The sequence below is a fragment of the Microbulbifer echini genome (genome assembly GCF_041447225.1).
GTDB lineage: Bacteria > Pseudomonadota > Gammaproteobacteria > Pseudomonadales > Cellvibrionaceae > Microbulbifer > Microbulbifer echini.
This window is the reverse complement of sequence record NZ_JBGMEL010000013.1, coordinates 106,108-131,646: the sequence shown is the minus strand read 5'-3', so window position 1 is coordinate 131,646 and position 25,539 is coordinate 106,108. Positions and strand designations below refer to the sequence as shown.

27 protein-coding genes and 3 tRNA genes are annotated in these 25,539 nt (G+C 53.3%); 10 read left to right on the top strand and 20 right to left on the bottom strand.

Features of this window, described 5'->3' with window-relative positions; genetic code table 11:
- Position 1 precedes the first annotated feature (1 nt).
- From ACCI51_RS14005 to ACCI51_RS13985, 5 genes are all read left to right on the top strand, one after another.
- Positions 2 to 274: a hypothetical protein gene (locus tag ACCI51_RS14005; protein ID WP_299583027.1), complete on the top strand. Its 273-nt coding sequence runs from the start codon at positions 2 to 4 to the stop codon at positions 272 to 274.
- A gap of 78 nt (positions 275 to 352) precedes the next feature.
- A complete protein-coding gene (locus tag ACCI51_RS14000; RefSeq protein WP_371844162.1) occupies positions 353 to 592 on the top strand; it encodes a hypothetical protein in 240 nt (79 codons plus the stop codon).
- The gene (locus tag ACCI51_RS13995; protein WP_371844160.1) at positions 592 to 831 is read left to right on the top strand and encodes a hypothetical protein; all 240 of its coding nucleotides are present in this window, start codon (positions 592 to 594) and stop codon (positions 829 to 831) included. Before ACCI51_RS14000 ends, ACCI51_RS13995 begins: the two co-directional genes overlap by 1 nt.
- Positions 832 to 893: 62 nt before the next feature.
- Entirely contained in the window at positions 894 to 1,625 is a 732-nt protein-coding gene (locus tag ACCI51_RS13990) for a tyrosine-type recombinase/integrase (RefSeq protein WP_371844158.1), read from the top strand.
- A gap of 207 nt (positions 1,626 to 1,832) precedes the next feature.
- The gene (locus ACCI51_RS13985; RefSeq protein ID WP_371844157.1) at positions 1,833 to 2,672 is read left to right on the top strand and encodes a DUF2971 domain-containing protein; all 840 of its coding nucleotides are present in this window, start codon (positions 1,833 to 1,835) and stop codon (positions 2,670 to 2,672) included.
- A gap of 97 nt (positions 2,673 to 2,769) precedes the next feature.
- On the opposite strand, the gene ACCI51_RS13980 is transcribed toward ACCI51_RS13985, so the two are convergent.
- From ACCI51_RS13980 to ACCI51_RS13955, 6 genes are all read right to left on the bottom strand, one after another.
- Positions 2,770 to 3,009, bottom strand: coding sequence for a hypothetical protein (locus ACCI51_RS13980; RefSeq protein WP_371844155.1), 240 nt, complete (start codon positions 3,007 to 3,009; stop codon positions 2,770 to 2,772).
- A gap of 28 nt (positions 3,010 to 3,037) precedes the next feature.
- Complete coding sequence (locus tag ACCI51_RS13975) at positions 3,038 to 3,232, bottom strand: hypothetical protein (protein ID WP_371844154.1); 195 nt, start codon at positions 3,230 to 3,232, stop codon at positions 3,038 to 3,040.
- A 57-nt stretch (positions 3,233 to 3,289) separates the two neighbouring features.
- The gene (locus ACCI51_RS13970; protein ID WP_371844152.1) at positions 3,290 to 3,730 is read right to left on the bottom strand and encodes a hypothetical protein; all 441 of its coding nucleotides are present in this window, start codon (positions 3,728 to 3,730) and stop codon (positions 3,290 to 3,292) included.
- Between the two features lie 388 nt (positions 3,731 to 4,118).
- A tRNA-His gene (locus tag ACCI51_RS13965) sits at positions 4,119 to 4,194 on the bottom strand.
- A 115-nt stretch (positions 4,195 to 4,309) separates the two neighbouring features.
- A tRNA-Arg gene (locus ACCI51_RS13960) sits at positions 4,310 to 4,386 on the bottom strand.
- Positions 4,387 to 4,404: 18 nt separating this feature from the next.
- Positions 4,405 to 4,481, bottom strand: a tRNA-Pro gene (locus ACCI51_RS13955).
- 342 nt (positions 4,482 to 4,823) lie between these two features.
- On the opposite strand from ACCI51_RS13955, the gene folD reads away from it, so the two are divergent.
- Genes folD through ACCI51_RS13940 form a run of 3 tightly spaced genes read left to right on the top strand, consistent with a single transcriptional unit; the run spans position 4,824 to position 7,385 of the window.
- The gene (gene folD / locus ACCI51_RS13950; protein ID WP_299583018.1) at positions 4,824 to 5,669 is read left to right on the top strand and encodes a bifunctional methylenetetrahydrofolate dehydrogenase/methenyltetrahydrofolate cyclohydrolase FolD; all 846 of its coding nucleotides are present in this window, start codon (positions 4,824 to 4,826) and stop codon (positions 5,667 to 5,669) included.
- Entirely contained in the window at positions 5,662 to 6,366 is a 705-nt protein-coding gene (rsuA, locus tag ACCI51_RS13945; protein ID WP_371844150.1) for a 16S rRNA pseudouridine(516) synthase RsuA, read from the top strand. The genes folD and rsuA overlap by 8 nt, the downstream gene beginning before the upstream one ends.
- A 5-nt stretch (positions 6,367 to 6,371) precedes the next feature.
- Positions 6,372 to 7,385 (top strand): class I SAM-dependent methyltransferase, encoded by a 1,014-nt coding sequence (locus ACCI51_RS13940; RefSeq protein ID WP_371844149.1) that lies wholly within the window; start codon positions 6,372 to 6,374, stop codon positions 7,383 to 7,385.
- A 46-nt stretch (positions 7,386 to 7,431) separates the two neighbouring features.
- On the opposite strand, the gene ACCI51_RS13935 is transcribed toward ACCI51_RS13940, so the two are convergent.
- From ACCI51_RS13935 to ACCI51_RS13890, 10 genes are all read right to left on the bottom strand, one after another.
- Complete coding sequence (locus tag ACCI51_RS13935; protein WP_299583011.1) at positions 7,432 to 7,887, bottom strand: hypothetical protein; 456 nt, start codon at positions 7,885 to 7,887, stop codon at positions 7,432 to 7,434.
- Between the two features lie 143 nt (positions 7,888 to 8,030).
- Complete coding sequence (locus ACCI51_RS13930; protein ID WP_371844147.1) at positions 8,031 to 8,777, bottom strand: spermidine synthase; 747 nt, start codon at positions 8,775 to 8,777, stop codon at positions 8,031 to 8,033.
- A complete protein-coding gene (locus ACCI51_RS13925; RefSeq protein WP_371844145.1) occupies positions 8,777 to 9,250 on the bottom strand; it encodes a GAF domain-containing protein in 474 nt (157 codons plus the stop codon). The genes ACCI51_RS13930 and ACCI51_RS13925 overlap by 1 nt, the downstream gene beginning before the upstream one ends.
- Positions 9,251 to 9,390: 140 nt before the next feature.
- Complete coding sequence (locus tag ACCI51_RS13920) at positions 9,391 to 9,843, bottom strand: hypothetical protein (protein WP_371844143.1); 453 nt, start codon at positions 9,841 to 9,843, stop codon at positions 9,391 to 9,393.
- A 159-nt stretch (positions 9,844 to 10,002) separates the two neighbouring features.
- Positions 10,003 to 13,644 carry an ATP-binding protein gene (locus tag ACCI51_RS13915; protein WP_371844141.1) on the bottom strand — a complete coding sequence of 1,214 codons (3,642 nt, stop codon included), beginning with the start codon at positions 13,642 to 13,644 and terminating at the stop codon, positions 10,003 to 10,005.
- Positions 13,645 to 13,795: 151 nt separating this feature from the next.
- A complete protein-coding gene (locus ACCI51_RS13910) occupies positions 13,796 to 14,566 on the bottom strand; it encodes a DUF4194 domain-containing protein (protein WP_371844139.1) in 771 nt (256 codons plus the stop codon).
- The gene (locus ACCI51_RS13905; RefSeq protein WP_299582996.1) at positions 14,559 to 15,986 is read right to left on the bottom strand and encodes a Wadjet anti-phage system protein JetA family protein; all 1,428 of its coding nucleotides are present in this window, start codon (positions 15,984 to 15,986) and stop codon (positions 14,559 to 14,561) included. The genes ACCI51_RS13910 and ACCI51_RS13905 overlap by 8 nt, the downstream gene beginning before the upstream one ends.
- Positions 15,987 to 16,001: 15 nt before the next feature.
- Positions 16,002 to 16,190, bottom strand: a complete 189-nt coding sequence (locus tag ACCI51_RS13900) for a DUF3012 domain-containing protein (protein ID WP_299582993.1) — start codon at positions 16,188 to 16,190, stop codon at positions 16,002 to 16,004.
- A 96-nt stretch (positions 16,191 to 16,286) separates the two neighbouring features.
- Positions 16,287 to 17,666: a cysteine--tRNA ligase gene (gene cysS / locus ACCI51_RS13895; protein ID WP_371844136.1), complete on the bottom strand. Its 1,380-nt coding sequence runs from the start codon at positions 17,664 to 17,666 to the stop codon at positions 16,287 to 16,289.
- An 87-nt stretch (positions 17,667 to 17,753) separates the two neighbouring features.
- On the bottom strand, positions 17,754 to 19,427 hold the full coding sequence (locus tag ACCI51_RS13890; RefSeq protein WP_371844134.1) for a glutamine--tRNA ligase/YqeY domain fusion protein: 1,674 nt from the start codon (positions 19,425 to 19,427) through the stop codon (positions 17,754 to 17,756).
- A gap of 212 nt (positions 19,428 to 19,639) precedes the next feature.
- On the opposite strand from ACCI51_RS13890, the gene ACCI51_RS13885 reads away from it, so the two are divergent.
- The gene (locus ACCI51_RS13885; protein ID WP_299582984.1) at positions 19,640 to 20,149 is read left to right on the top strand and encodes a peptidylprolyl isomerase; all 510 of its coding nucleotides are present in this window, start codon (positions 19,640 to 19,642) and stop codon (positions 20,147 to 20,149) included.
- Positions 20,150 to 20,184: 35 nt separating this feature from the next.
- Positions 20,185 to 20,910 (top strand): UDP-2,3-diacylglucosamine diphosphatase, encoded by a 726-nt coding sequence (locus ACCI51_RS13880; RefSeq protein ID WP_371844132.1) that lies wholly within the window; start codon positions 20,185 to 20,187, stop codon positions 20,908 to 20,910.
- Positions 20,911 to 20,933: 23 nt separating this feature from the next.
- On the opposite strand, the gene ACCI51_RS13875 is transcribed toward ACCI51_RS13880, so the two are convergent.
- The 4 genes from ACCI51_RS13875 to ACCI51_RS13860 all read right to left on the bottom strand — a co-directional run bounded on the left by ACCI51_RS13875 (position 20,934) and on the right by ACCI51_RS13860 (position 25,361).
- Complete coding sequence (locus ACCI51_RS13875) at positions 20,934 to 21,860, bottom strand: NAD-dependent epimerase/dehydratase family protein (protein WP_371844187.1); 927 nt, start codon at positions 21,858 to 21,860, stop codon at positions 20,934 to 20,936.
- Positions 21,860 to 22,687: a glycosyltransferase gene (locus tag ACCI51_RS13870; protein WP_371844130.1), complete on the bottom strand. Its 828-nt coding sequence runs from the start codon at positions 22,685 to 22,687 to the stop codon at positions 21,860 to 21,862. The genes ACCI51_RS13875 and ACCI51_RS13870 overlap by 1 nt, the downstream gene beginning before the upstream one ends.
- Positions 22,688 to 22,752: 65 nt before the next feature.
- On the bottom strand, positions 22,753 to 24,057 hold the full coding sequence (locus ACCI51_RS13865; RefSeq protein ID WP_371844129.1) for a condensation domain-containing protein: 1,305 nt from the start codon (positions 24,055 to 24,057) through the stop codon (positions 22,753 to 22,755).
- A 26-nt stretch (positions 24,058 to 24,083) separates the two neighbouring features.
- The gene (locus tag ACCI51_RS13860; RefSeq protein ID WP_371844128.1) at positions 24,084 to 25,361 is read right to left on the bottom strand and encodes an NAD-dependent epimerase/dehydratase family protein; all 1,278 of its coding nucleotides are present in this window, start codon (positions 25,359 to 25,361) and stop codon (positions 24,084 to 24,086) included.
- Positions 25,362 to 25,539: the final 178 nt, after the last annotated feature.

Here is a 25,539-nt window from a genome sequence, read left to right as displayed (position 1 = left end):
CATGGAAAGATACGCACTACTCACCGGCACCTACAACTTGCTTATGGGTGGTATCAAAGATTTTAAGCGCTCCTACCCTACTGAAAAGGAAGCCTTCAAAGAAGTGCAGCGCATCGCCAAAAATGACCCGTTCACACAGTGGGCGCAAATCGTCGACAAGAAAACCGATACGGCAAAAATTTATCGCATAGCCGATAAAAAGATCATTGAGGACAAATCCGAAGACTGCTGCCACTCAGAACCAAAGCGCAAAGTGGAGCCGCAGTACGCCTAAGCCCAAATTAAAAATAGCCTCCTCAGCCCGCCCAATGCGGGCTTTTTAGGTAGAAGACAACAACGCGAGGGATGTGCGATGAGTAACCTGCTAACCAAGCATGAAATAGCCCGCCTAACCGGTGCTGCCGCCGAAAATGCCGAAGAGCAAAAACGCATTCTTGATGCCAACCGGATTCCCTACGTGCTGAAAAAAGACAGATCCCCCGCGCTAACCTGGGAAATGGTCAACCAAGCCACCCTGGCCCGCGGAGCCACAAAATCAGGCTCACCAGGTGTTAACCTACCCCCAGGCTTTAACCTTGGAGCAGCAAGCTAATGGGCAGAAGGCGCAACCCCGAAAATGCATGGATGCCGCCACATGTAGCCAGGTATAAAAACGGCTACCGATTTCGCAAGCATGGCGAACCAACCAAGCATATTGCAGGCCCCGGCGCCTCCCAGGCTGAAGTCTGGGTTGCCTACGAGAAATTCCTAGCCGGCTTAGTGCAAAAGACCTTCACTTTTGCGGATTTGGTAGAGCTCTACTTCGCCCCCCCCAGTACACCAAACATATAAAACCGCAGACGCAAAAAGACTACTACCGCTACAGCCAACGTGTTCTCGCGGTATTTGGGGAGATGGAACCAGACAATATCACCTCCCCACTAGTGCAGATGTTTATGGATGCGCGCGGCGCTGAGTACCCCACTTCCGCCAACAGAGAGCGCACCTTTCTCGGTATTGTGATGAAGTGGGGCAAAGCCAGAGGGTTCGTTAAGATCGAAGACCCCACCGCGGTCGTCAAGACAATCAAGGTAAAGCCCGGCGGGCGCTACGTAGAAGACTGGGAATACCAAGCCTTTTGGCAATGGCTGGGTGATCGCGGCCATGTGATGCACCAATGCGCCATGGAAATCAGCTATTTGTGTGCAGCCAGACAACAGGATGTACTCGCCCTCACCCGTGCAGACATCCAAGAAGATGGCCTATTAATCGTGCAAGCCAAGACAGGCAAAGCCCAACTAAAGCTATGGAGCTCAGCCCTCAAAGAAGCCGTTGACCGCGCAGTAGCCACTAACACAGAAGCCCAAATCCAAAGCACCCACATCATCCGCAGCCGCGCAGGCCGCGCCTACACCCGCACCGGGTTCAATGCCATTTGGCAAAGGGAACAACGAGCGGCACTAGCTGCTGGGGCAATTAAACAGCGCTTTCGCTTTCATGATTTGAAAATCAAAGCGGCCAGTGATTTTGAAGGGGATGTTCAAAAATTCACAGGACATAAGACGCGGTCTATGGCTGAGCGGTACAACCGTACAGCTGATCGGGTGGTTAGCCTTGATCGCAACAGTAAAAACCCCACAAAGTAGCTCTTAAATATCTCTTGATTTTATCATCGATACAATTAAGATTAGCTAATTACCCTTATGTGACCCCCTCTTGTTTCACCAGCCTAACCCTCCAGTACTCAGTAGGTAAGCACTCCACCCATCAAAACCCATCCGCCCCCTATAACAAAGAGCTACTGTGCATTTTATTTTCTATAAATTTATTACTGAAATTGCCAAGCCCCCATCATGAAAAAAAATAGAGTTTTTAAGTTTAGATATGGGACTGAAAATGACTTTGATGCCCTCTTCGAAAACTATATTTGGTTTGCCGACTTTTCGAGTTTAAATGATCCTTTTGAAGGCTATGTTAGATTCATCGAGAACGGCGTTGAAGATAAACTAAGATATGAGTTCTTTTCCCAGGCAATTCAGGACAACCAACCCCACACCAAAACTCATAATATTGAAAGTATTAACCCCTCCAAAGATATCGATGCCTTAGCTAAAAAGGAGTTTCAAAGGCGGCATAAAAACTACAGAAAAAATTATTTTACCCTTTCCTTATCATTAGATAAGGGCGACCACCCACTCCACCCCTCACCTCTAAATGACCTCCAAATGTGGGCACATTATGCAAATGGATTTAAAGGGTATTGCATAGATTTCGACTTGGAAAAGCTAAACGAATCTATAAAGGAAAATCTATCAAACGAAGAAAGAGAGCCCCGACTCGGGCAAGGGCGCGTAAAATATTTACAAGGTAGCTTTCCTGAAGTTAACCTAAAAACTCTTATGGAAGATTACCTAAATGGCAACACAAATTCCTCTTACGAAATTTTAGATGCTTTCAACGCCAAAGAATGCGGATGGCAACATGAAAATGAGCTTAGACTAACCTCAACAAAACGCGGAAAACACTACTACAATCCATTCTGCATCAATGCAATTTATATCGCAGGAAATATGCCTTCTTGGGCAAAATCTAATATCACTTCAGCAATTGAGCAGAAGAACTCAGAAATATCACTATTTGAAGTAACTCTACACGATAGCGAATATAAACTTGGCTTCGAGCAAATGAAATAACATGAAAAGCCCACACTAGCTGGACTCTCTAAAAAACAAGAATTATTATATGTCAGCTAACGAGAATTGAAATCACACCAATAATCTATACTTTACACTACCACTGATAAGCAACCTTCAAGCTCGCACCAGCTCTGTTGTCATCAAAATATCGCCCATCCTTGGAGCTAGCGCCTGCATAGACATCAGCACCAATCACAAATGAAGGCTCAGAAAAACCTGAAAAATAATAGTTGTAGAGTAAGGAAATTCCATGATAGCTGGCAACTTTATCACCCACAGTATCATGGCTGGCGGCACCTAAAAAAGCCCCCACAGAATGACTATCAGAAGACACTAGACGCTCCGAACCTATACCATACCCCTCAATCCAACCGGCCTGCTCCGTATATCCTAACCAACCCAAAGAACCAAAAATACTTATCTTTACCGCGGTTAATTGCGTACTTAGCCCCGAGCCCGCCATGATCCCCACCCAAATCAAATGAAAAGTTTGAGTCCCCAGCCGCAGAGGCGAAAGCAGAACAGGTTAAGAAAAATACGCGCAGCAGATACTTCATTACAGCTCCTAGCTACTACTTGAAAAAAGAAAAATTGGATAACTTTAAGGCTAGAATTTAGTTGGGGCTGTCAATATCCCTAGCCCATCGTAAGAACTCTCGAAACGCCTTTAGCTGCGCCGAGTTAAATTTGAACCCCATGTAATTGGGAAATGGCTCACCCTTTAGTGGCGCGCATTTATTTTTCCTAACGGTAAAGAACATTTTTAAATCTGGATGCCGCTCATCCCAAAACCACATGTCATAACACCAACCACCCACTACGACCTTAATGGTATCTACTGGATTTTCAGAAGGATATTTACGCTTGTCAGGTCGAAAATCCGTGCTTGCAACAGAAAACACTGTCATCAATAGCTCTTTGCGCCGACCAAGATCTATCCAGCTATCACTTGCCGGATCATAGACATATAGTTCAGATACCATCTCGGGGGCAATGCTACTAATTTCACGCCCGAGCTCCTCCTTCTCCTCGCGCTCTGAGTTTGACACCCACATAAAGCAACCAAAAACTACGAAACATATAAAGAAAGGGAGTTTAGACTTTTTCCGCACGTTCATATTCAAATAAATCAAATTGGGCCGATGAGCAGCGCTACTTTTCCGCATCAAAATGTACAGCCACTGGAAAAACATCAAAGCTGAGGGCTAAAAATCGATTCAGGCAGGAATGCATACTTCAGACAACCCCGTCATCAGGCTAAAATCACAAGCTCTTGAAGATGGGAGATTGCTGAGAAAACCAGGGCGCCCAAATACCCATCAAATTGAAACCTCAACATAGATTGAGGCAGAAATTCGTACATCGAATTCGTACACTGAGGCCCAAAACGAAAAAACCCCGCACTAGGCGAGGCTTTAAGTCCTTGATAAACAAGGAGGAATTTGGGGTGGCCGACGGGGATCGAACCCGCGACCTCAGGAGCCACAATCCTGTGCTCTACCGACTGAGCTACGGCCACCATAGTAGCAATATACTTCAGCACCTTGTGGCAGTACTGAGTACCGGTTATCTCTTGCAGCCAATCTGGCTTCAGACTAAGTCCTTTTTGCCAAACCAGCACCATCTTGCGAAGATGGCACGCCCGGCAGGACTCGAACCTGCGACCATCCGCTTAGAAGGCGGATGCTCTATCCAGCTGAGCTACGGGCGCAAGGTAAACCCGGTGAATTGGTCGGGGCAGAGGGATTCGAACCCCCGACATCCTGCTCCCAAAGCAGGCGCGCTACCAGACTGCGCTATGCCCCGTTTTTCCAATTATTCGCACTTTTTCAATCTTGCTTACCGCCGCTGGGGTGGTTGTTTAGATCGCGTCAGTGACGAAGTGCGCGCATAGTACTGATCCCCCAGGCCTGTGTCAACGCTTCTAAGCTATTATTTTTTAAGAAGTTTATCCTTTTGCCTCTCAAGGCCCCGAAGTGGCGAAATTATTCCCAACCTGTGCGAAAATGGCGCACTTCGCGAATCCGACCGGATAAATAGTAAGCAGCTACACAAAAGCCGCCCGCTTCCGCCCTTTTATATAAGATAGGCGCTGAAGCAGATTCCGGTCTATTAGTACTCGATTTTTTATTGTTAGAGATAGTATCTATGTCTGCACTGGTTCTGGACGGCAAGGCCCTGGCAAAGAAAACAGAAGAGGAACTCTCGGCTCGGGTAGCCATACTAAAGGAGAAGAGTGGTGGCCAAACGCCCATACTGGCGACCATTCTGGTTGGTGATGACCCTGCCTCCGCCACTTACGTAAAGATGAAAGGCAACGCCTGCCGCCGTGTCGGCATGGACTCCCTACAAGTAGAACTCCCCTCCTCCACCACCACAGAGCAGCTGCTCGCCAAAATCGATGAACTGAACAGCAATCCCAATGTTCACGGTATTCTGCTGCAGCACCCGGTGCCGGCACAGATCGATGAGCGCGCCTGTTTTGACGCCATCAGTCTGGAAAAGGATGTGGATGGTGTAACCTGCCTCGGCTTTGGCCGTATGGCAATGGGTGAAGAAGCCTACGGCTGCGCGACCCCTAAAGGCATTATGCGCCTGCTGGAAGCCTACGATATTGCGCTGGAAGGCAAACACGCCGTAGTTGTGGGCCGCAGCCCTATTCTGGGTAAGCCAATGGCGGCCATGCTACTGAACGCTAATGCCACCGTAACCATCTGCCATTCCCGCACCCAGGACTTGGCCGAACATATCCGCCGTGCGGATATCGTGGTAGGCGCTGTAGGTAAACCTGAGTTTATTAAAGCTGAGTGGATCAAAGATGGCGCTGTCGTCGTAGATGCTGGTTACCACCCCGGCGGCGTGGGCGATATCGAACTGGGTCCGCTATCCGAGCGCGCTGCCGCTTACACTCCAGTGCCCGGCGGTGTAGGCCCCATGACCATCAACACCCTTATCTATCAGTCTGTCGATTCCGGTGAGCGTAAAATTGGCTAACTTGATTCGTCTGGACAAAGCGGTAAGCCAGGTCACCGACCTCTCCCGATCCGATGTAAAGCGCGCCGCCTGGGCGGGGCGCATTACGGTTAATGGCGAAGTAGTCTCTAGCGCTTCTACAAAAATACAGGCCAGCGATGTCCTATGCCTGGATGATGAACCCCTGCATGAGCCCGGGCCACGCTATATTATGCTCAACAAACCTTTAGGCTATGTAAGCGCCACCAAAGACGGCGAGCATCCCACGGTACTGGATCTGATCGATGAACCCAATAAGTCCAAGCTGCATATTGCCGGGCGCCTGGATATCGACACCACCGGACTGGTACTCCTCACCGATGATGGCCAGTGGTCACATAAAGTGACCTCACCAAACCATCACTGTGAGAAGACCTACTACGCTCTGCTGGCCGAGAAGATTGAGGAAGATGCGGTGGCAAAGTTTGCCAAAGGCATCTGGCTTAACAATGAGAAGAAGAGAACCAAGCCCGCCAAACTGGAAATTCTCTTTGCCAACGAGGTGCGCATTACCATCGGTGAGGGCCGCTACCACCAGGTCAAACGCATGTTTGCCGCCCTGGGCAATCAGGTGCTCGAACTGCACCGGGAAAAAATCGGCGATATCTTCCTGGACGACGCACTCCCAGAGGGTGAATATCGCCTCTTAACCCCTGAAGAAATCGCTTCGGTACAGTAAATAGCATGTCTTCGCTTCTCCACCAGGCACTCCTCCAGATCCCCAGGGAAACCCTGTGGATCGCCGATGAAAATAGCCGAGTCCTGCTGCAGCCAGGCTTTCAGTTCGATGGTGACCTGCTCACCAACCGCTGGGATATCGCCGAGCTCGCCCAGGGAAAAGTTTCCCGCAACTTCTTTAGTGACTTCCACCTGGAAGAGCTAGACCGTAAATACCGTCGCATTATCTACTCGGTCTCCAAGGAGAAAGCGGTGGTTCGTCACGTCATCGATCAGGCTCCTCGCTTTCTTGGCGAGGGCGGGGAACTGGTGCTACTGGGGGAAAAGCAGAGTGGCATCAAAAGTTATGCGGTAAAGGCTGCGGAACACCTCAATGGTACCAAGCAGCTCCAAAAGCATGGCAATGAATATGTCAGCACTAACCGTGTGGCCCACCCCGGTGCCATAGAGCCCACCGGTGAAGCAGATTACCCGCATCTGCGCAGCCTGCCTGAGCTGGGTAACCTCTTCAGCAAGCCCGGCCTGTTCGGTTGGAACAAGATCGATAAGGGCAGCGCCCTGCTCGCTCAACAGTTCACCACCGAGTTACCCGAAGACGGCGCTCATGTAGTGGACCTCGGCTGTGGTTACGGTTATCTCAGCGCCCAATTAGCACCTTTGGGTAATTTCCACTTTGCCGCCACGGACAACAATGCCGCCGCACTACTGGCCTGCAGGAAGAATTTCCACACTCTCGGTATACCCGGCGTGGTACTTCCCTCTGATGCCGGTGATGAGCTGGAGAGCGGCGCGGCTGACTTGGTGCTGTGCAACCCTCCCTTCCACCAGGGCTTCCAGGTGGAAGGCGACCTGACCGACCGATTCCTACAACACAGCGCGCGAATACTAAAGAGTACCGGTATGGCACTTTTTGTCGTGAATGAGTTCATTCCTTTGGCAAAGAAGGGACCCCGATACTACTCCGAGGTGCAGCTCGTCAATAAAGAAAGGGGCTTTTGCGTATACCGCCTGCGCCCTTAGGGCGCAGGTAAATGGGCAGAGGCTGAGCAGCCGCCTGAAGATTGGGCTAATAATCGCGTAAATTAAACAGGTTCATAGAGAGGGTGTGCTCCTCAAGTTCCTCCAGTTGCCGCAAGCGCTCAAAAGCTTCGCGGGCTGAGGGAGTCTCCGCGCCCTGGGCCAGGTCCCGATATTGATCGGCCAGGTAGATCTCAATATCCATAGCCAGTTTGGCAATATCGTCCAGATTATCGATATCAATGCTGCGCAGGCGTTGCAGGAACTCCTTCTCCCGCCCCTCCGGGGCAAATTGCACCCAAGTATGTAAGGCGCCTGGAGGCAGATCGGCGTGGAAATTCTCCAGCGAGTGCTTCATGGAGTCTTCCCGTCGTCGAAGCTGGTCCAGTAGCAGCTCGACCCGCTTGTTGGTGGCAAGCTGCTCGTATTCCTCATACTGCAGTGACAATTTGGCGTGAAAGTCCCTTCCTTCCTGAATCACTTCCTCAACAGTTTTGTACCGCATCAACCGGCCCCAGAAAAAGTAAGTCACTTGTTCCAGTATAGGCAGCTTGTGACAAAGGGCGCCACTCAATATCATCAATGCGACGACAGTGGCACAAATACCACTACCTTTCCTTGCGTGGAACCCTCTTTAGCGCGCAAATTTCAACGCAAAAGTTTTATATGTGAATAAAGGCGACAGGTAGGGCTGCGCGGATTAATTTTTGCCGGGGCCCGAGTACTTAAATCCGCCATGGATAACGGCTTTCTGCTCACCGCCAGAATATGATTCTCATATTGGGGCATATGCGCCATCCAGGCGCCACGCAGTCGACCGCGCATCGCCTTGTGGCGCCAGGCGCTACTCTGCAATTCCTGGCGGTCGCCAAAGTTGCTCACCAATATCCCATCCCGATGCAATAGGCGCATCAATGAAGAACACCACGCTTTATCCGCAGGTATCGCTCGCTGCGCCACTCCCTGACCGTGCCCAAACAAATCATCGATGATCAGGTCGAAAGTGCCTCTGGACGGGTCGTTGAGCTGCTCGGCCACATACTCTCTGGCATCGGCACACAACAGCTCAGTATTGCGCACAGCAAAGAAACGACGGGCAACATCGAGATGTACCGGGTCCAGGTCCACGCCGACGATACGTTTGACAGAAGTGAATGTCTGTAGCAGGCGGATCAAAGCCCCCCCTCCCACACCGAGCACCAACACGGAGTTCAGGCGGTTTTCGGGAAGGAAAAAGGCCGGCAGCAGAAGCAGCTCCCACAGTGAGCCTTTTAGAGGGTCGCGGGGATTCCATTGGGAGTGGAAAACCCCATTGCTGTACAGGCGCACACTGGCGCCATGATTGCGGACCTGATAACAGGTGTCACCGACCTGCCTCTGCCAAAGCAGCGCCATTAACTTTGCGGCAGCTCAGAGGACTTCAGCAATACCTGGGCAAAGGCCTGCAAGCCCACTTTGTCCTCTTCGGTAAAGCGGGCGACGCTTGGGCTATCGATATCCAACACACCCAGACACTCTCCGCTGGCATTGTAGAGGGGAACCACTACCTCGGAAGCGGAAACCGCATCACAGGCAATATGGCCGGGGAATTCATGCACATCCTCGACCAGCTGCGATTCGCCAGTGGAAACTGCGGTGCCGCAAACACCGGCACCGACAGGAATACGGGTACACGCCGGTTTGCCCTGGAAGGGCCCAAGGCGCAATTCATCGCCGTGCAGGAAATAGAATCCCGCCCAGTTAATATCTTCCAACTCCATAAACAGCAGGGCGCTGGCGTTGGCAGTATTGGCCAGCCAGTCACTCTCAGCCGACAAAAGGCCCTCGAGCTGGCTATTGAGCGATGAATAAAATGGATTTAAAGACATTGGCCGGATCGCCCCTCAAAATCAGTGGCTGTGGACGGTGTTCGCTGCGCACAGCAAACCCGCGAAATACCCGGCGCGGGATGCGCCAAGAGACCGGTATTTTGCGGGGTTTCGATCTGGAATCAATAGGAGGGTGCAAATTACTGATAGGGGTCCAGCACTTCCTCCTCCGAGGACTCCCTCTGGTAGGCGTCCGCATCGATCGTTGGGCGCGCCCAATCACTCTCTTCCGAACCCTTATTCCCACCGGATTGAATTGCGGGTAGGGCTGTAGTGACATCGGAAGCAATTAAGGCCCCGCGCTTTTTCTCAAAACGCGCTTCCACCACGGGCTTGGGTGGCATAGGTGCAGCGGCCTCACGGCGAATACGCTTGGCAATCGCACCCAGGTTGGGCCGGCGACGTTCGGCAAGCTTCACTGCCTCAAGCTCACTGTTCAACCGATTGACCTCCGCCTGCAGGTCACCCATCTGTGCCTGCAACTCGGTAATTTGGGTCAGCACGCCTTTTACTTTACGACTTTCCTTCTCGTATAAAACAGCGGCGCCGCCAAAGGCCAAAACAAAAATGACCAAAATGGAAAACTGACGCATAGGAATCTCCAGAAACTTCCCTTGTTATTTTAAAGGGCATTTTTACAGCAATTTTTGTGTGTCTTCCGAGAGATTGCGCATAAAAAACAAGTTTAAAGGCGAGGGGTCAACCACCCCTCTACCCTAGAATCCAATAAAGACGCCGAGCCGCCGAGCGCCCTAGCTCTCGATCAAATCCATAAAGTCCAACGACGCCTGTTGGCGAATGGTACGGCGGTGATTGGCCCAGAGTTCGGCGATGCGCTCTTGGTTACACACCTTGCGATCCACATACACCCTGGTATTCAGTTGGCCGATAGGCTTGGCGCTCGGGCACTTGCTGAACACAAACTGGTTTGAGATCAGGTCCATAAAGGGTCCAGACTTGCTACTGGGCATAATGAACAGCAGCTGTAATCCCAGGGTTTCCGTAAGGTAGCGAATCACCTCCTTGGAGCGGGACTCATCCATTTTGGAGAAGGCCTCATCCACCAGCACCATCTGCAAATGGCTGCCGCTTTCGCCAAAGCGAAAGGCCGAAGTGACTGCGGCAGAGCGAATAATATAGGCCGGGGTTTCCAACTGGCCACCGGAGCCGGTGCCGTACTGACTGAGGGCGATAGGCTCCTTGCCTTCCGGTTCTTTATAGATCTCGTAACTGCGGTAGTTGCGGTAATCACTGATGCGATCCAGCTCGCGCCGCGCCACCTGTTCATCCTCACTCAACAACATACTGAGCAGGCGATCGCGCACCTTGCGGTGTTTAGGGGCCAGGTCCGTATCGAACAGACTCTGCTCTTCACCCAGATTCGGCAGTTCGATCACCGCCTTAAAGAAATTCCAGTATTCCTTAAATTCCGCTACCCACTGGTAATCAAAGCGGAAACGCTCGCGGTCGGCGCCAAAACGATGGTGTTCCAACTCTTTGTTGAGGTCATCCAACACGCGTTTACCATCGTTAATGGACTGGTAAATAGCGTGGCACAAGTGCGTTACAAAAGTGGTGTTAAAGGATTTTTTCAATCCCAGCAGTTGATCGTGACGCTCTACCAACAGGTTATTCTTCAGGCGGTTACGCAGGGTCTCCACCTGATCACCGAGCCCGCGAACCAACTTGAACAGGGCGTCTTTGTGACCACCCGTGAGATCGGGCTCAAACACCAGGGTATCGACGCTGGCACAGGTGGCGTTGTACTCCATCACCGCGCGATCCAGCTGGCGACTGTATTTTTCCAACAGCCCTTGCCAACTTTCGATATCGGCAGAGAAATCAAAATTGTCTGCCGCGCGCTCCACCTGTTCATCAGCCGTGATTAAGACTTGCTCAGCATCAAAAGCCGGGTCGATGGCGGTAATGCGCCTGACCATCTCCTCACTTTCACTGGCGGCATCATCCAGGGATTCCAGCTCGCCGGACAGGGCGTATAAGAGTTTTTCATTACCCTTTAATTTCGTTTCCAGTGAACCGGTTTTCCGCTGTAGATCCGATAGCTGCTTCTGCTGGGTTTTTAGCTGGGCCTTGAGCTCATCCACTTGCTGTTCGAACTGCTCGAAATCCTTCAGATCCAGGTTTTCCAGCGCACGCTCGGCGCTGCGCCACTCCCGCTGGGCCGATAGCGCGGAGTCTACAATTGAGAGCAGCTTGAGATTCACCAAGCCCCGCACCGCATTGGTCACGCGGCGGTAGAGTTGATGGCGCTCGTTAACCAGCGCGGCCTCCTCAAGCAGTTGCTCCATGGCCCGCTGAAGCGCTGCCAGGGCGCGGGCGCGGGCGCCCTGACCGAATACCAGCTCGGCATCGTCCATATCACAACGCCACATGCTGTAGTTGCCACTGGCCATTCCGTCGGCGGTAAGACCGCGTCGGGTACCTCGCAGCTCGTGCTCATCCTCTACTTGAATCACCGCGCCGTAGGAAGCGCGCAGATAGTGTTCGGCGGTTTTATGGGTAAATTCCATCAATTCGATAATGGAATTGGCCGGGGTATCGAGACGCTCGGTATCCTTGCGGGCTTTATCCCCCTGGATAACGCGGGCGCGATTATTGCGCCCCGGCAGGCTGCGCACGATACGAATCGCCCGCGCCTCATATTCCGGCTCGACAATAATGGAGAAACGCGCGCCGCCCAGGTAGCCCTCTATCGCCATCTGCCAGCGTTCATCCAGAACTTCCACGTAATCACAAAGGACTCGCGGCTCCGCCTCCGAACACTGCTCGCGAATGGCCGTCAATGCCATTTCCACCGCCTGGGGGTAGCGAACACGGTTAGCCTGCAAATGCTGAATGCGACTTTCCTGGGTCCGCAGTTGTTTCTGCAGTTGTTGTACTTTTTGCTCCCAGCGGGAAGCTTGGTGGGCGATCTGCTCTTTGGGGGAAGGCGCATCGCTGGCGGCACCCTTGCCACCGCTCTCCAGTAGATCGCAGAGTCGGTTTTGCAGGACTTCACTGCTGGAAGCCCGCTCGCGCAGGGGCTCCAGTGCAGCCAGGTCGATCCAGTCTTTACCCAGTAGTTTGTGCAGATCCGGCAGGTCTTCTTCCCGGGCCACCTGCTTGATCGCCTGAACCAGGGCCTTGTCGGAGAAAGCGGAGATTTCCAATTCGGCAGAAGTCGAATTGAGCAGATTTAACAACTCTTCGGCGGCCTCACGGTTCTCGTGCCAGCGCGCCTCTTCGGCTGAGAGGGGGGGGTGCTGCTGGGAGAGAAGGCTCAGGGCGCTGTTGATGCGCTGCTCCAACTCGTCTTTGTTGCGCAGCGCATCAATCCCCAGACGCTGGGCCTGCAGCTCTACCAGTTGGCCATTAAGCTGCTCCACCCGCTCGGAAGCGATACGCACTTCCCGTTCATTATTTTCCAGGTCGCTGCGCAATCTCTGCTGGTCGTTTTTGCCGCTCAGATAGCTTTTCTGGACCCGCCGCTGGCGTTGGCGTGCACACAAATATTCCTGTACACGCAGCTGTAGCCACTGCTCCCGGTAGAGTTCCACCGACTGGGCAATGGCCTCCAGAGAACTGACCCGCTCTACAATCTGACGGGCTTCCTGCTCCATGCTGTGAATGGTTTTCATCAGCTCGGAAACCGAGCGGATAGCATCGCCTAAATCGCGCTTTTCCAGCACCTCCTGGGCGACAAAATCGTTGATGCTTTTGACCGGTTTGTAGGCCATAAAATTGGCAAAGGTGCGCGCGGCGTGCATGGCCTCGCGATCAGAGACCGCGTCGCGGCGCCCACGCAAGGCACCGTAGAGTCGGCGAAGGTAGGCCTTTTTCTTGTCGTATTGTTCGATTTTTTCGAACTGCTTGCCCAGCACCTGATTGAATTTATCCAGTGGCAACAGGTGTTTGCCATCGGTGTAATCCCGGACAAAATCCCCCAGCACCAATTGTTCGCCAGGGAAGACAAAAAAGCGCAAGTCACTCTGCCGCGCCTGGGCGGGTTTGCTGCTACTGTCCAGGTGCGCGCGAATACCCATCACGGCGGTAAAGGGCTCTGCGCCGTCTTCACCGCTGGTGGGATGGAAAATACCGGCAATATAACAATCGGTGGGCTCCAGACGGGCGTAGCTGCCGTCATCACAGCCGAGTACATAGGAAGCCAGGGTGCGCACCTGCTTGCCGCCACGCCCGCGCTGGGTGGTTTCATCCTGCCCGGGGTTAAAGGTAAACAGGGTATCGTGGGCGGCAGTCATCAAGGTCTGGATGGCATCGGCCGCTGTGGTTTTGCCGGAACCGTTGCCACCGGAAAACAGGTTGATAGGGCCAAAGTCATACTCCAACTGCGGAATATTGCCCCAGTTAATCAGGATCAGTTTTTTCAGGAACATAATCTTTTAAAAGCACCGTCTTTTCGCAGGCAGGAACCCGACAACCCTCTCCAAGGCTCCTGGATGCCGTTCGCGCAACTCAGGTGGTCGAATATTTTTTGATGATTCCTGACTACTAACTTGTGGCTAGTGGCCAGGAATTTTTTCTTTTTTAAGAGGAAGCTTCGCTCTCAAACAGGCTGTGGTCTTCGCTGTTCGGTGTTATCCGCTCGGAGGCCTGCGGGTCTTTCACTTCAACCTCTTCAGGTATATCAGACACCCCAGCGTCGGCAACATCACTCTCGGCCAAGGATACCGTTTCACCGTCCACCAACTGGCGTAATACCGATTCGCTGACAAAGTGGGCGATCGTCGGACGCACTCGCAACCAAACTTCCGCGCTGGTTTCCACTTCTTCACTGCTAAACTGCACTAGACGCAACTGACGCAATTTTTTCAGCAGGTTTTTGCGCTCCGCATGCTTATCTGGCAGAGACATTTTCAGCAGGTTACGCATCCCCAGCTCCAGGGCTTCCAGGGAGAGTGCCGCGCACCCGTTTTCATCCACCTGCCCTTCCCGCAGTGCTTTGTCGTACTCAACCCGCAGGGCGAGAATCGCGGCTACTTCCTGCTGACCGAGACGCGCGCGGAATCCGCCATGATGGGGTTCCTCCTGATCCGGCAGGCCGGGTACTTCGGCACCGGGCGGATACACGCGGATAAACTGGAAACGGCTATCGTGCTGTAAGCGCAACCCCAAGGGCGCCAGCCACTCGCGTACCAACGGCTCACAGCGCTGAAAGCGATCGTAAAGCGCAGTCTCAATCATGCTTTCATCCCGGCAGATCACGCCGTAATCCAATAGGCGTACCAGCAGCTCGGAAAACTCACTGCGGTTCAGGCGGCACTGCGCCAGCGCCTCATCCAAAGCCTCTTCAATCACTGCTTTTCAGCTCCAGAATATATTCGTCAAACTCGGTGAAATAATCGTTGCTGGCGATTTCACCGGTAAAGGTCACCTGCAGGTCTGCGGCACCACTCTGGTTAACCGCCGCCGCTTCGATCACATGGCTCATAGCGAGCAGATCTCGCGCATCCCGCAGCGGCAGGTTACGGCTATTGATCTGGCGGCCGCTACCGAGGGCACCCTGTAAATACTCCCGCAGGTGACTGTTATTGAAGTTAAACGCCTGATCGAGCAACTGTTGCAACTCGATCTCACGGCGATTCTCCTCACCGATAGGGGACTCTTCCTCGACCCGGGTATTCACCGGCTGGCGGCGGTTGCGCTGCCACAGCTGTGTTTGCTTGGGATCAAACAAACGCAGCTGGAAACCACCCAACTCCTCGCCCAGCCGTTCGAGAAGTTGTGTTTTCTGCTGGCTATCGCCGAGACGCTGGCACAGGTCGGCAAACTCGCCCTCGGCCTGGCTGTGCAGGTAACTGAGCTGGCGGATAATAATATCGGCACGCTTGGTAAAGCCCTGCAAGGCGCGGCGCAACGCGGGCAACTTTACCTCGCAGGCGCGGCGCATACGGTCCTCGATGGTATCGAGCATCAGCCACAATAAGGAAGAACCCTGCTGCACGAGTTCCGGCAGCAGTTGGCGCAGGCGCTTCTCCCACGCGGCTTTCTGCACATCCTCTTTGTGGCGAATACGCTCAATCACCCGGTTGATGGAGTCCCGGTGTTTTTCCACGCTGTCTGCCGAGAGGCGGATGGCCAAGTCTGGCTGAAAGCGGCTCTCCATAAAGGAGAAGAACTGGTCGGTAGCCTGTTGTACTAACAGCTGGGCTTCCACCTCGCGCACCATTTCCCGCTTGCGCTCTTCCAGCTCGGCGATCATATCGGTGAAATCCGCCACGATACGCTCGGAGTACTCCCAGGCATCGATCAAATCGTGGACTTCTCCACGGCTGGCAAAAGCTTCGAGGGCATTCAAGGTGTTGCGCGTATTGCGGTGGCGGGTGCGCACACGGGTGCCGTTCACTTCTACCAGAGGCTGGGTGAACAAACGGCCGCGACGGCTGAAAGGGAAAGTGGCCGTGAGCGTGGCGCTGTCCACCTGTTTTTCCAGCCAGCCGAACTCCACCAGGCTGTTTAATACCCAAACGGCTTGATCGCGCAGGTTGCGAAAGCGCCCTTCCGGATCTTGTACACCCTCCTCGCTATCGAGCTGCGGTGCACGGGTCAGGGCCTCGGCAAAAATTTCAAGAATCTGTTCGCGCAGCAAAGACTCACCGTAGTCAGCCTTGGCGGTGTACAGACGCTCATACAAAAGACGCAGACACTCCACCACCTGCTCGCGGTACTTACCGGTCAGCGGGCGGAAGAAGTGCTGATGGGGGTCAACGAAGAACAACGACTGGATGCCTGCTTATTCTTCTTCTGGCTTTTGGTTGAAGACGCAATATTTGGTGTAATCACCCGTATCATCAAGCGTCCACTGCCCCTTGGGCACTTTATCCATTTTCTCACACCAGGCATCGGAGCCGCGTTTGGGCTCACAGGCAGTGAGAGCGACAAGGGCTACCGCGGAACTGATCAGGACGAGTACTTTTTTCATAGTCTGCTTCTACCAATGGAATTCGAATGGCACTTTCTCACCGGTAGCCACAAAGCGACAAACCCGGGAGAAACCTTTAGGCAAATGTTGGACGCTCTATGATTCCCGGCGCCACTTGGTACCCTCGCGACTGTCCTCGAGAGCCACACCCTTGGATTTTAACTCCTCACGAATTCCATCGGCGCGGGCAAAGTCACGATTTTTCTTGCTCTGCACTCGCTCTTCGATCAGGGCTTCGATTTCTTCCGCGGAAATCAATTCCTCGCCTCCGCGGGCCTGCTTGAACCAGGCTTCCGGGTCCTCTTGAAGGATGCCCAGCATATCGCCGGCAGCCAGTAGCAAACCTTTCAGACGCGGCTTATCGGCATCTTCTGCCTTATTCAGGTCGCGGGCAATCTGGTGCAGCTCACTGATGGCGATAGGCGTATTCAGGTCATCTTCCAACGCCTTGATAAAAGCACTGCCGCTCAAGTCCGCGGTTTCGGCCTCAACCGCTTCGGTTTCACGTAGGGCGCCGTAGAGGGTATCCAGGGTGCGCCAAGCCTGATCCAGCAGGTCCGCACTAAAATTCAGCTCGGAGCGGTAGTGGGCCGACAGCAGTGCGAAACGCAATACCTCACCGGGGAATTGGCTCAGCAGATCTTTGACCATGCGGAAGTTGCCCAGGGACTTGGACATCTTTTCGCCATCAATATTCACGTAGCCGTTATGCATCCAATAGCGCACAAAATCCACACCATTGGCGCAGCAACTCTGAGCGCGCTCGTTTTCGTGGTGTGGGAAGGTCAGATCGCGACCACCGCCGTGAATGTCAATGGTGTCGCCCAGGTGCTTCTTGATCATCGCCGAGCACTCCAGGTGCCAACCCGGACGACCGCGGCCCCAGGGGCTGTCCCAGCCCGGCTCCGCCTCTGAGGAGGGCTTCCACAGTACGAAATCACCGGCGTATTTCTTGTAAGGTGCCACTTCGACCCGCGCACCGGCGAGCATATCGTCAAGGGAGCGCCTGGACAGCTGGCCATATTCTTCCATGGATTCCACCGCGAACAGCACATGGCCCTCAGCGGCGTAGGCATGACCCTTTTCCAGCAGGCTTTCGATCATGGCGATCATTTCCGGCAAGTGCTGGGTGGCGTAGGGGACAATATCCGGCTCCAGGTTGTTGAGCGCGGCCATATCCTCATAGTAAGCCTGCGCATAACGCGCCGATAGTACGCCGATTTCCTCACCGTTATCCCTTGCGGTCTTCATGATCTTGTCGTCAATATCGGTAATATTGCGCGCGTAAATCACATCGCTGAAATTTCGCTTCAACATCCGGTAAAGGGTATCGAACACCACTACAGGGCGGGCATTGCCGATATGCACGCGGTTGTACACGGTGGGACCACACACATACATGCGCACCTGATCTTCCACCAGTGGTACAAAGGGTTCTTTCTTCCCGGTAAACGTGTTGTAGACCTGTAGAGGCATTTCTTCTCTCGAATTCTTTTACTGTCTGGGACGGGCCAATCATTGGCCCGCCCGCCAAAACTGCCACTCGGGCAATGAAGTGTTTGGTTACTTATTTTGTTCTTTGGCCCAGCTGTCGCGCAGGCCAATGGTGCGGTTAAACACCGGCACCTCTGCACTGCCATATTTGCTGTCGCGACAGAAGTAACCATTGCGCTCAAACTGGTAACCCTGCTCCGGCGCGGCCTTGGCCAGACCGATTTCCGCCTTACAACCTTTGAGGATCTGCAGGTTGTCCGGGTTAACACAATCGAGGAAATTTTTACCGCCGGCATCTGGAGCGGAATCATTGAACAGGCGATCGTAAAGGCGCACTTCACACTCCACGTTGTTCACCGCAGATACCCAGTGGATCACGCCTTTCGGTTTGACGCCGTCGGCCGGGTCTTTACCCAGACTGTCGAGATCTACCGAGCAGATCACCTCGACAATCTCACCGGCATCATTTTTGACCACTTCTTCGGCAAAAATCACATAGGCGTTGCGCAGTCGAACTTTCTTGCCCAGCACCAGGCGCTTGTACTTCTTGTTGGCCTCTTCGCGGAAATCCTCTTTCTCAATATAGAGAGTGCGGCCAAAGGGAAGTTCACGGGCCGGCAGATCGTCGCGTACCGGGTGGCCCGGTGCGGACAGCATTTCTTCCCGACCTTCCGGGTAATTCTTCAGGGTGACCTTCAAAGGCTCCATCACACACATAGCGCGCGGTGCATTCTTGTCCAGGTCATCGCGAATGCTGTATTCCAGCATACCGACGTCCACTACGGAGTCGGATCGTGTTACACCAATCATCTCGCAGAAGTTGCGAATAGAAGTCGGCGTAAAGCCGCGGCGGCGCATACCCGACAACGTCGGCATACGGGGATCGTCCCAACCATCCACATGCCCCTCATCCACCAGCTGCTTCAGCTTGCGCTTGGACACCACGGTGTAGTTGAGGTGCAGGCGGGCAAATTCGTACTGGCGTGGACGCGAAGGCACCGGCAGGTTCTCGATCAACCAGTCGTACAGCGGCTTGTGATCCTCGAACTCCAGGGTACAAATGGAGTGGCTGATACCTTCAATCGCATCGCACTGGCCGTGGGTGAAATCGTAGCTGGGGTAGATACACCACTTGTCACCAGTCTGGTGGTGCGCCATTTTCTTAATGCGGTAAATAATCGGGTCGCGCAGGTTGATATTGGGCGCGGCCATATCGATCTTGGCGCGCAAGCTGCACTGACCCTCTTCCATCTCGCCATTGCGCATTTTCTCAAACAGCGCCAGGTTCTCTTCTACGGAGCGATCGCGGTACGGGCTGTTTTTGCCCGGTTCTTTCAACGTGCCGCGATAGTGGCGAGCCTCTTCGGCGGATAGATCGCAGACGTAGGCCTTGCCGGCTTTAATCAGGTGCAGGGCCCACTGGTACAATTGGTCAAAGTTATCCGAGGAGTATTTGGCTTCGCCGTTCCACTCAAAACCCAGCCAGGAGACGTCGCGCTTAATCGCATCGACAAACTCTTCTTCTTCCTTGGCCGGGTTGGTGTCATCAAAGCGTAAATTACAGGTGCCGCCAAATTCCTGTGCCAGACCAAAATTGAGGCAGATGGATTTGGCGTGGCCAATATGCAGATATCCATTCGGCTCCGGTGGAAAACGCGTTGCCACCTGGGATACCCGGCCCTCTGCCAGGTCTTCGCGAATAAGGTTCTGTAAAAAGTGAGCGGGCTTGCTCTCGGATGTCATAGGATTCTCTTATTTACAGCTGTGCGAACATAAACGGCGAATTATACCCTAGTTGAGCCACAGAATATCCTCTTTAACAAAGCGCCAAACCGGGAAATTCGCCGATGGCGCACACTTTTTAGACAATCCATTATGATATCGCGACTCGGCGTTTTACACCTCCTGACGAAAAGGTATCATGCCGGCCAAAATCAACCCCCATAGGACATTTTATGATCACCTTGCACACTACCCACGGAGATATCACTATCGAACTGGATTTCGACAAGGCCCCCAAGACTGCAGCCAATTTCCTGCAGTACTGTCGTGATGATTTTTACACTGGGACCATTTTCCACCGGGTGATCGATAACTTTATGGTTCAGGGCGGCGGCATGACCCCCGACATGGAACAAAAAGCCTCCCGCGATTCCATTGAAAACGAAGCCGACAACGGTCTGAAGAATGACACCGGTACCCTGGCTATGGCGCGCACCATGGATCCGCACTCTGCCAGCTCTCAGTTTTTCATCAATGTGAAGGACAACGACTTCCTGAACTTCCGCAGCAAAGACACCCAGGGCTGGGGCTACTGTGTATTCGGCAAAGTAGCCGAAGGCATGGACGTGGTCAACAAGATCAAAAGCGTAAAAACTGGCAGCAAGGGTTTTCATCAGGACGTCCCACTGGAAAGCATCGAAATCACCAGCATCAGCATCTCTGACGATTACGCAGACAAGTAATTTTACGAGTCCACACAGACTCTAAGGCGGGAACATTGTCTATTTATTTTATTTCCGATCTGCACCTCGACGAGAGCCGTCCGGAGATCACTCGGGCCCTGTTTGATTTTCTGCGCGGCCCGGCCGCCGGCGCCGAAGCACTATATATACTCGGTGATTTCTTCGAGGCCTGGATCGGCGATGACGACGATACCCCCTTGATCGATGAGGTTGTGCGGGAGCTGGACCGTTACAGTGGCACCGGGACAAAACTGTACCTGATGCACGGCAATCGAGACTTCCTGCTCGGTAACGACTTCGCCCAGCGCGCGGGGGCGGAGTTATTGCAAGATCCAACCCGCCTCACGCTTGCGGGCCACCGGGTATTGCTGATGCACGGCGATAGCCTGTGCACCCGCGACGAGGAATACATGACTTTCCGGCGCCAGGCACGAGACCCCGCCTGGCAGCAGGGATTATTAGTCAAACCGCTACAGGAACGCCGCGCTATCGCCGTACAAATCCGCGCCGCCTCAAAGGCCATGAACAGCCGCAAGGCAGAAGACATCATGGATGTCACCCCTGAGGAAGTGGAGCGAGTGATGGCTGAACAGGACGTGGACATAATAATCCATGGCCACACCCACAGGCCCGGTCGCCACCCATTCACCCTCAACGGCTCTCCGGCGGAGCGCATCGTACTGGGGGATTGGGAGAGTAATGCCTGGTGCCTGAAGGCGAGTGAAGATTCACTGGAATTAATGCACTGGCCGATCGGCTGATCCCCGCAGTGCCAACCCCTGCACTATTGGTAGAGCCGCCGCTCCAGCTGCACGGCTTCTGCCAGTAGACGCAGGCTATGGTGCAGGCGCTCCGTTCCACCAAAGTGAAACCCCTTGCCCTGTAAATAGGCGCAGTCCATTGCCGCTGGTGGCTCTCCCTCGGCTTCAGGCGGGAGGGGACTGCGTTTCCCCATCATAGACTGAAGAATCTCCGCCACCTCACGATACGTCACCAGGCGATCGCTACAATTTACCGCCTGCCCCTTGGCATCCTCCTCAGAAAGCACCAGCTCCACTGCCCTGGCAACATCCTCACCGTGCACTTCAGTCGCTGCCCTGGCCTTCGTATAGGGTTTGCCGCTGACAACCGCGCGGGCAATGTCATACCACTTGCTGCGCTCCAGGGGATTCACCACGCCGTACACGCCGGTGAGGCGCAGAGATACCGCATGCCATTGGCGCTGCTGAGCCCAGGCGGATACCATCGCCTCCACCGCAGACTTATAGGCCCCATAAAAAGTCTCCGGGCGCGCCGCCTGATGCTCGTAGAGGCTGCCGCGCAAATGCCCGGTGGCATACACCGCCCTGCTGGAAATAAAAACAAACTTATCCACGGCCGCTGAATGCGCTTCCTGCATCAGTCCCAATGTGCTGTTCAGGTTGGACTCGAGATATCTTGAGAGATCTTTCCCCTCTCCACCGCGATAGCGACCCGGTATGTGGTCATAGGCGCAGTGCACCACGGCATTCAGCCCGCGCACAAACTTCGATGAAATATGGCGATCGGCCATATCCCCCGCAACCCACTCAAAGCCACTACTCGTTGCGCAGGGAAATAAACCGGACTTGCGCCCCGTGCGCGAAAGCGCCCGCACTCGGTAACCGTGATCGAGAAAATAACGGACAATGAATTGCCCCACATAGCCACTGGCACCGGTGATACCAATCATCACAGAACACCACCCGCTGACTGGCGCTGCTCACGGGCGAGCTGATCGATTCTTGCGCTGATATCACGGCCCTGATTCACCGCCCACCACAACTCGATCAGCGGCTTAAGCCGCTGGGTTTTGGCATGCGGTGCTTGCCAGGGTTTTTCATACTGGTAGTGGATGACATGAATACTGCTCCACAACCACATTTGCGGCAGATTCAGATAGAGATACTGCAAAGCGTTGTAGATATATGGCAGGCCGTGCCAACGGGGGAAGAATTCCTGTAGAAACGTCTGATCCGTACGCCGCCAGAAAACGCCCGGCCGGTCCAGCAATGCGAGCATTTTACGGTAAGTCGTCTCACTGGGCACGGCGGTAAACAGACCGGAATTCATGCGCGCGAACCCATCCAACCCCTCATACACGTTGGGCGCCGCACAAAATTGCGGATACTCCATCAGATGGTCAATATTGCGCAGTACTAAAATATCCGCATCCAGAAACACAACTTTGTCATATTCCGCCAGGCGCCAAAGCGCTAACTTACAAAAATTATTGAGCGGAATATGGAATTGGGGTTTTGTTCCACAATCGAATGGAGCCCGCTGATGGAGCCCTTCGCGCCCGTGACGCTGGATAAAGCCCGCAGAAAAATTCGGAGCTTGGACTTCCCGCACCAGACACCCGGACTGCTCAAGTGGCGCCGTGTCGACATTGTCCGCAACCACCATGGAAACCAAAGGGAAAATACTTGCCACCCGCTCCAGGGAACGCTTCAAGGCAACAGCACCGATCACATAGTCCTGACTATTAACGAGGGTAACAAAAGCACATCGAGGCATGGACACTACTACAAATTTATAGGATTTTAGTGGCTGAGACCTGGCGAGGCCCACAAGAGTGCCTCTTACAAGGAGGGCATTTTCTCCCCCGAGCCGTTGATCAAACGCATGCGCCAACGATTCACTATGCTCTCCACCAGTTCGCCGCTGAAGCAGTTCACATTATAGATAAAGCTCGCGCGCAGCTGACCGCCAAACACCGCCAATGAGAGGTAAATACCGTAAGGGGTCAGGCGAGTAGGCAAAGGCGTCGTGCGTATTTTTAACTGATCATTTACCGTCACCCAATCCGATATTTCACCCGTATACACTGCAGTGAACCCTTCCTGATGCTCTTCTGCCTGAAGAAAAGTAATCAGGAAGCAATTGGAAGCATTTAGTCCGTGTCCAATGCTGCCGTGGGGGCCAATGGAGTCGGCAGCGTAAGCACTGCGAATTGCCCGCCTAATCTCTACTGAAAGGCGATTCAGTTTTTCCTCCCAGGTTTCATTCCGGCAAACCGCTAAATTGGCGTAGCGGAACATGGGACCCAAAATAAACCGGTGTTCGCGCTTCAACCGCAGCGACAGATTGGTGTTCATCCAAAAGTCGTGATGTAAAAATTCGCACAAGGTGAGCTGGTAGGCGGCGCATAAGTAGGCAAAAAGGCTCACCTGAGCGGCGCTAGCATTGGCCTGTATTTGTGCAAACTCCCCCCCCTCAATTTTGTGATTCACCTCAGCGCAAATGATCGAGGCTATTTCTTCGTGGGAGGCCTTCTCCACCGCCTCCCTTTGCAACTCCAACTTATTTCGCCAGTAATAATATGCCTTTTGCCCGCGTGTTGACTCCAGGTACATCTCCTCAAAATTGACATAGTCGGAAAAATCCGTGATTTGCACTTGGGATTCATTAACTTTGCCCGCCGACATACTCAGATAGGCCGTCAGGCATTCAGCCCAAAGCAATGACAGACTAATACCATCAGTAATAATGTGATGGCACTTGGTGAGGAAAATATATTCATCTTCACCGGTACGAAAAAGGCTTAGCCCAATTAATTGGTCCGATCCCAAATCCATGGGGGAACTACTGAACTGTCGTAGAAAGCTGGTAATGTGGGCCACACTCATGTGGCGAATATCCATATAGTCCAGCTCTACATCGCCAAGACTGCGAACAACCGGTTCACCTTTGTAACGACAGCGAAAAATAGGATACGTATTTACAATCCCTGGCACGGCTTTTTCAAACAGTTCGACATCCAAGTCGCCTTTAATCTGCATCGCGCGTGCAATCAAATCCGCCAAGGACTTGCGGTGATTCAAGTTATAGATACCCTGCTCAGTTATCGACAGGGGTACCTTCGAAGAATCCTCCCAGCCCGCCATGTCTTTCTCCAGTTAGCCGCGAAATTCTAGCCATCCGCAGGCCGAATTAAACTTGGGGGCCCCTCTAATACCCGACATAGATGAGGGGTCCGCGCTGTGTCAGCACCTTCTTGGGGGGCATTACCGGTACGCCAATAGGAGCGGCAGGGTATCAACTCTGGATTGCAGCGATGGGCATACTTTTCCGCAACTTCGGAGATTTCCTCCATCAACCCCTGAGCGAGATAGGTCGGCTTCAATCCCAGTTTGCACAGGCGGGCATTCTCCACAAACAATTCATTTTCTGCAGCCTCATTGCGAGGATTATCGACAAACGCCACCGGGGCTCCACTGGCATCCGCAATCATTCTGGCGAGATCGCGCACCCGATAAGTTTCGGTCATTTGATTCATGATACGCACCCGCTCACCGGGATCGGGCGGGGAGCTTATCGCCAGGTGGATACAACGCACGGTATCGGAAATATGAATAAAAGCACGGGTTTGCCCACCAGTGCCATGTACCGTTAATTCATGCCCGGTAGCCGCTTGCATCAGGAAGCGGTTTAACACCGTGCCGTAATCGCCATCGTAGTCAAAGCGGTTGATCAAACGTTCATCCAGGGAGGTTTCCACCGTTTGGGTACCCCACACGATGCCCTGGTGTAAGTCTGTAATTCGCATACCATCGTTTTTGTTGTAGTAGGCAAAGAGCAGCTGATCCTGGGATTTGGTCAGGTGGTAAATACTGCCCGGATTACTCGGGTAAAGAATCTGCTGGGAAATCCGCTGGCCATTATCCAGTGGAATTTCTACATCCAGGTAACCCTCGGGGATTTTCATACCCGCAGAGCCATACCCATAGACCCCCATAGTGCCGAGATGAACAATATGACTATCGACGCCAGCATCCACCACGGCAGCGAGTATATTATTGGTGGCATTGATATTGTTGGAAACGGTATAGCGCTTGTGGCGCGAGGATTTCATTGAGTATGGAGCGGCGCGCTGCTCAGCGAAATGGACAATAGCGGCGGGCCTGGTCTCAGCAATCAATTCAACCAAAGGCTCAAAGTCACAGGCTAAATCCAGCTTGAGGAGATCAATCGTTAATCCGGTCATCTCCCACCAGCACTGCAAACGCTGCCCCATACTCTCGATCGGTGTCAGCGACTCCACCCCCAACTCTTCATCGATACGGCGCCGGGAAAAGTTATCCACGATAGTGACAGCATAACCCTTGCGCGATAAATACAAAGCTGTAGGCCAGCCGCAGAAGCCATCACCACCCAACACTAAAATGCGGGAGTTACCATTTTGCCGCATATTTGCCTCCCCTGAGAAAAGTCTGCGCCAAACACTGAAAGACATGTATAAATAATATACAAGCCCCCCCAGCTTAGCCGCTGACAGTGCCACTTATTAGAGGCAGCCATCCATTCCGTGGCGCGGCCAATGGCGGCGAAAGAAGAAAAAATAGCCTTTTTCACAACCTTTTGATGAA

What these genes read in the sequence shown, in the direction of transcription:
- ACCI51_RS14005 (WP_299583027.1), top strand. Translation starts at nt 2, where the DNA reads ATGGAAAGATACGCACTACTCACCGGCACCTACAACTTGCTTATGGGT.
- ACCI51_RS14000 (WP_371844162.1), top strand. Translation starts at nt 353, where the DNA reads ATGAGTAACCTGCTAACCAAGCATGAAATAGCCCGCCTAACCGGTGCT.
- ACCI51_RS13995 (WP_371844160.1), top strand. Translation starts at nt 592, where the DNA reads ATGGGCAGAAGGCGCAACCCCGAAAATGCATGGATGCCGCCACATGTA.
- ACCI51_RS13990 (WP_371844158.1), top strand. Translation starts at nt 894, where the DNA reads ATGGAACCAGACAATATCACCTCCCCACTAGTGCAGATGTTTATGGAT.
- ACCI51_RS13985 (WP_371844157.1), top strand. Translation starts at nt 1,833, where the DNA reads ATGAAAAAAAATAGAGTTTTTAAGTTTAGATATGGGACTGAAAATGAC.
- ACCI51_RS13975 (WP_371844154.1), bottom strand. Translation starts at nt 3,232, where the DNA reads ATGAAGTATCTGCTGCGCGTATTTTTCTTAACCTGTTCTGCTTTCGCC.
- ACCI51_RS13970 (WP_371844152.1), bottom strand. Translation starts at nt 3,730, where the DNA reads ATGTGGGTGTCAAACTCAGAGCGCGAGGAGAAGGAGGAGCTCGGGCGT.
- folD (WP_299583018.1), top strand. Translation starts at nt 4,824, where the DNA reads ATGTCTGCACTGGTTCTGGACGGCAAGGCCCTGGCAAAGAAAACAGAA.
- ACCI51_RS13940 (WP_371844149.1), top strand. Translation starts at nt 6,372, where the DNA reads ATGTCTTCGCTTCTCCACCAGGCACTCCTCCAGATCCCCAGGGAAACC.
- ACCI51_RS13935 (WP_299583011.1), bottom strand. Translation starts at nt 7,887, where the DNA reads ATGCGGTACAAAACTGTTGAGGAAGTGATTCAGGAAGGAAGGGACTTT.
- ACCI51_RS13930 (WP_371844147.1), bottom strand. Translation starts at nt 8,777, where the DNA reads ATGGCGCTGCTTTGGCAGAGGCAGGTCGGTGACACCTGTTATCAGGTC.
- ACCI51_RS13925 (WP_371844145.1), bottom strand. Translation starts at nt 9,250, where the DNA reads ATGTCTTTAAATCCATTTTATTCATCGCTCAATAGCCAGCTCGAGGGC.
- ACCI51_RS13920 (WP_371844143.1), bottom strand. Translation starts at nt 9,843, where the DNA reads ATGCGTCAGTTTTCCATTTTGGTCATTTTTGTTTTGGCCTTTGGCGGC.
- ACCI51_RS13915 (WP_371844141.1), bottom strand. Translation starts at nt 13,644, where the DNA reads ATGTTCCTGAAAAAACTGATCCTGATTAACTGGGGCAATATTCCGCAG.
- ACCI51_RS13900 (WP_299582993.1), bottom strand. Translation starts at nt 16,190, where the DNA reads ATGAAAAAAGTACTCGTCCTGATCAGTTCCGCGGTAGCCCTTGTCGCT.
- cysS (WP_371844136.1), bottom strand. Translation starts at nt 17,666, where the DNA reads ATGCCTCTACAGGTCTACAACACGTTTACCGGGAAGAAAGAACCCTTT.
- ACCI51_RS13890 (WP_371844134.1), bottom strand. Translation starts at nt 19,427, where the DNA reads ATGACATCCGAGAGCAAGCCCGCTCACTTTTTACAGAACCTTATTCGC.
- ACCI51_RS13885 (WP_299582984.1), top strand. Translation starts at nt 19,640, where the DNA reads ATGATCACCTTGCACACTACCCACGGAGATATCACTATCGAACTGGAT.
- ACCI51_RS13875 (WP_371844187.1), bottom strand. Translation starts at nt 21,860, where the DNA reads ATGATTGGTATCACCGGTGCCAGTGGCTATGTGGGGCAATTCATTGTC.
- ACCI51_RS13870 (WP_371844130.1), bottom strand. Translation starts at nt 22,687, where the DNA reads ATGCCTCGATGTGCTTTTGTTACCCTCGTTAATAGTCAGGACTATGTG.
- ACCI51_RS13865 (WP_371844129.1), bottom strand. Translation starts at nt 24,057, where the DNA reads ATGGCGGGCTGGGAGGATTCTTCGAAGGTACCCCTGTCGATAACTGAG.
- ACCI51_RS13860 (WP_371844128.1), bottom strand. Translation starts at nt 25,361, where the DNA reads ATGCGGCAAAATGGTAACTCCCGCATTTTAGTGTTGGGTGGTGATGGC.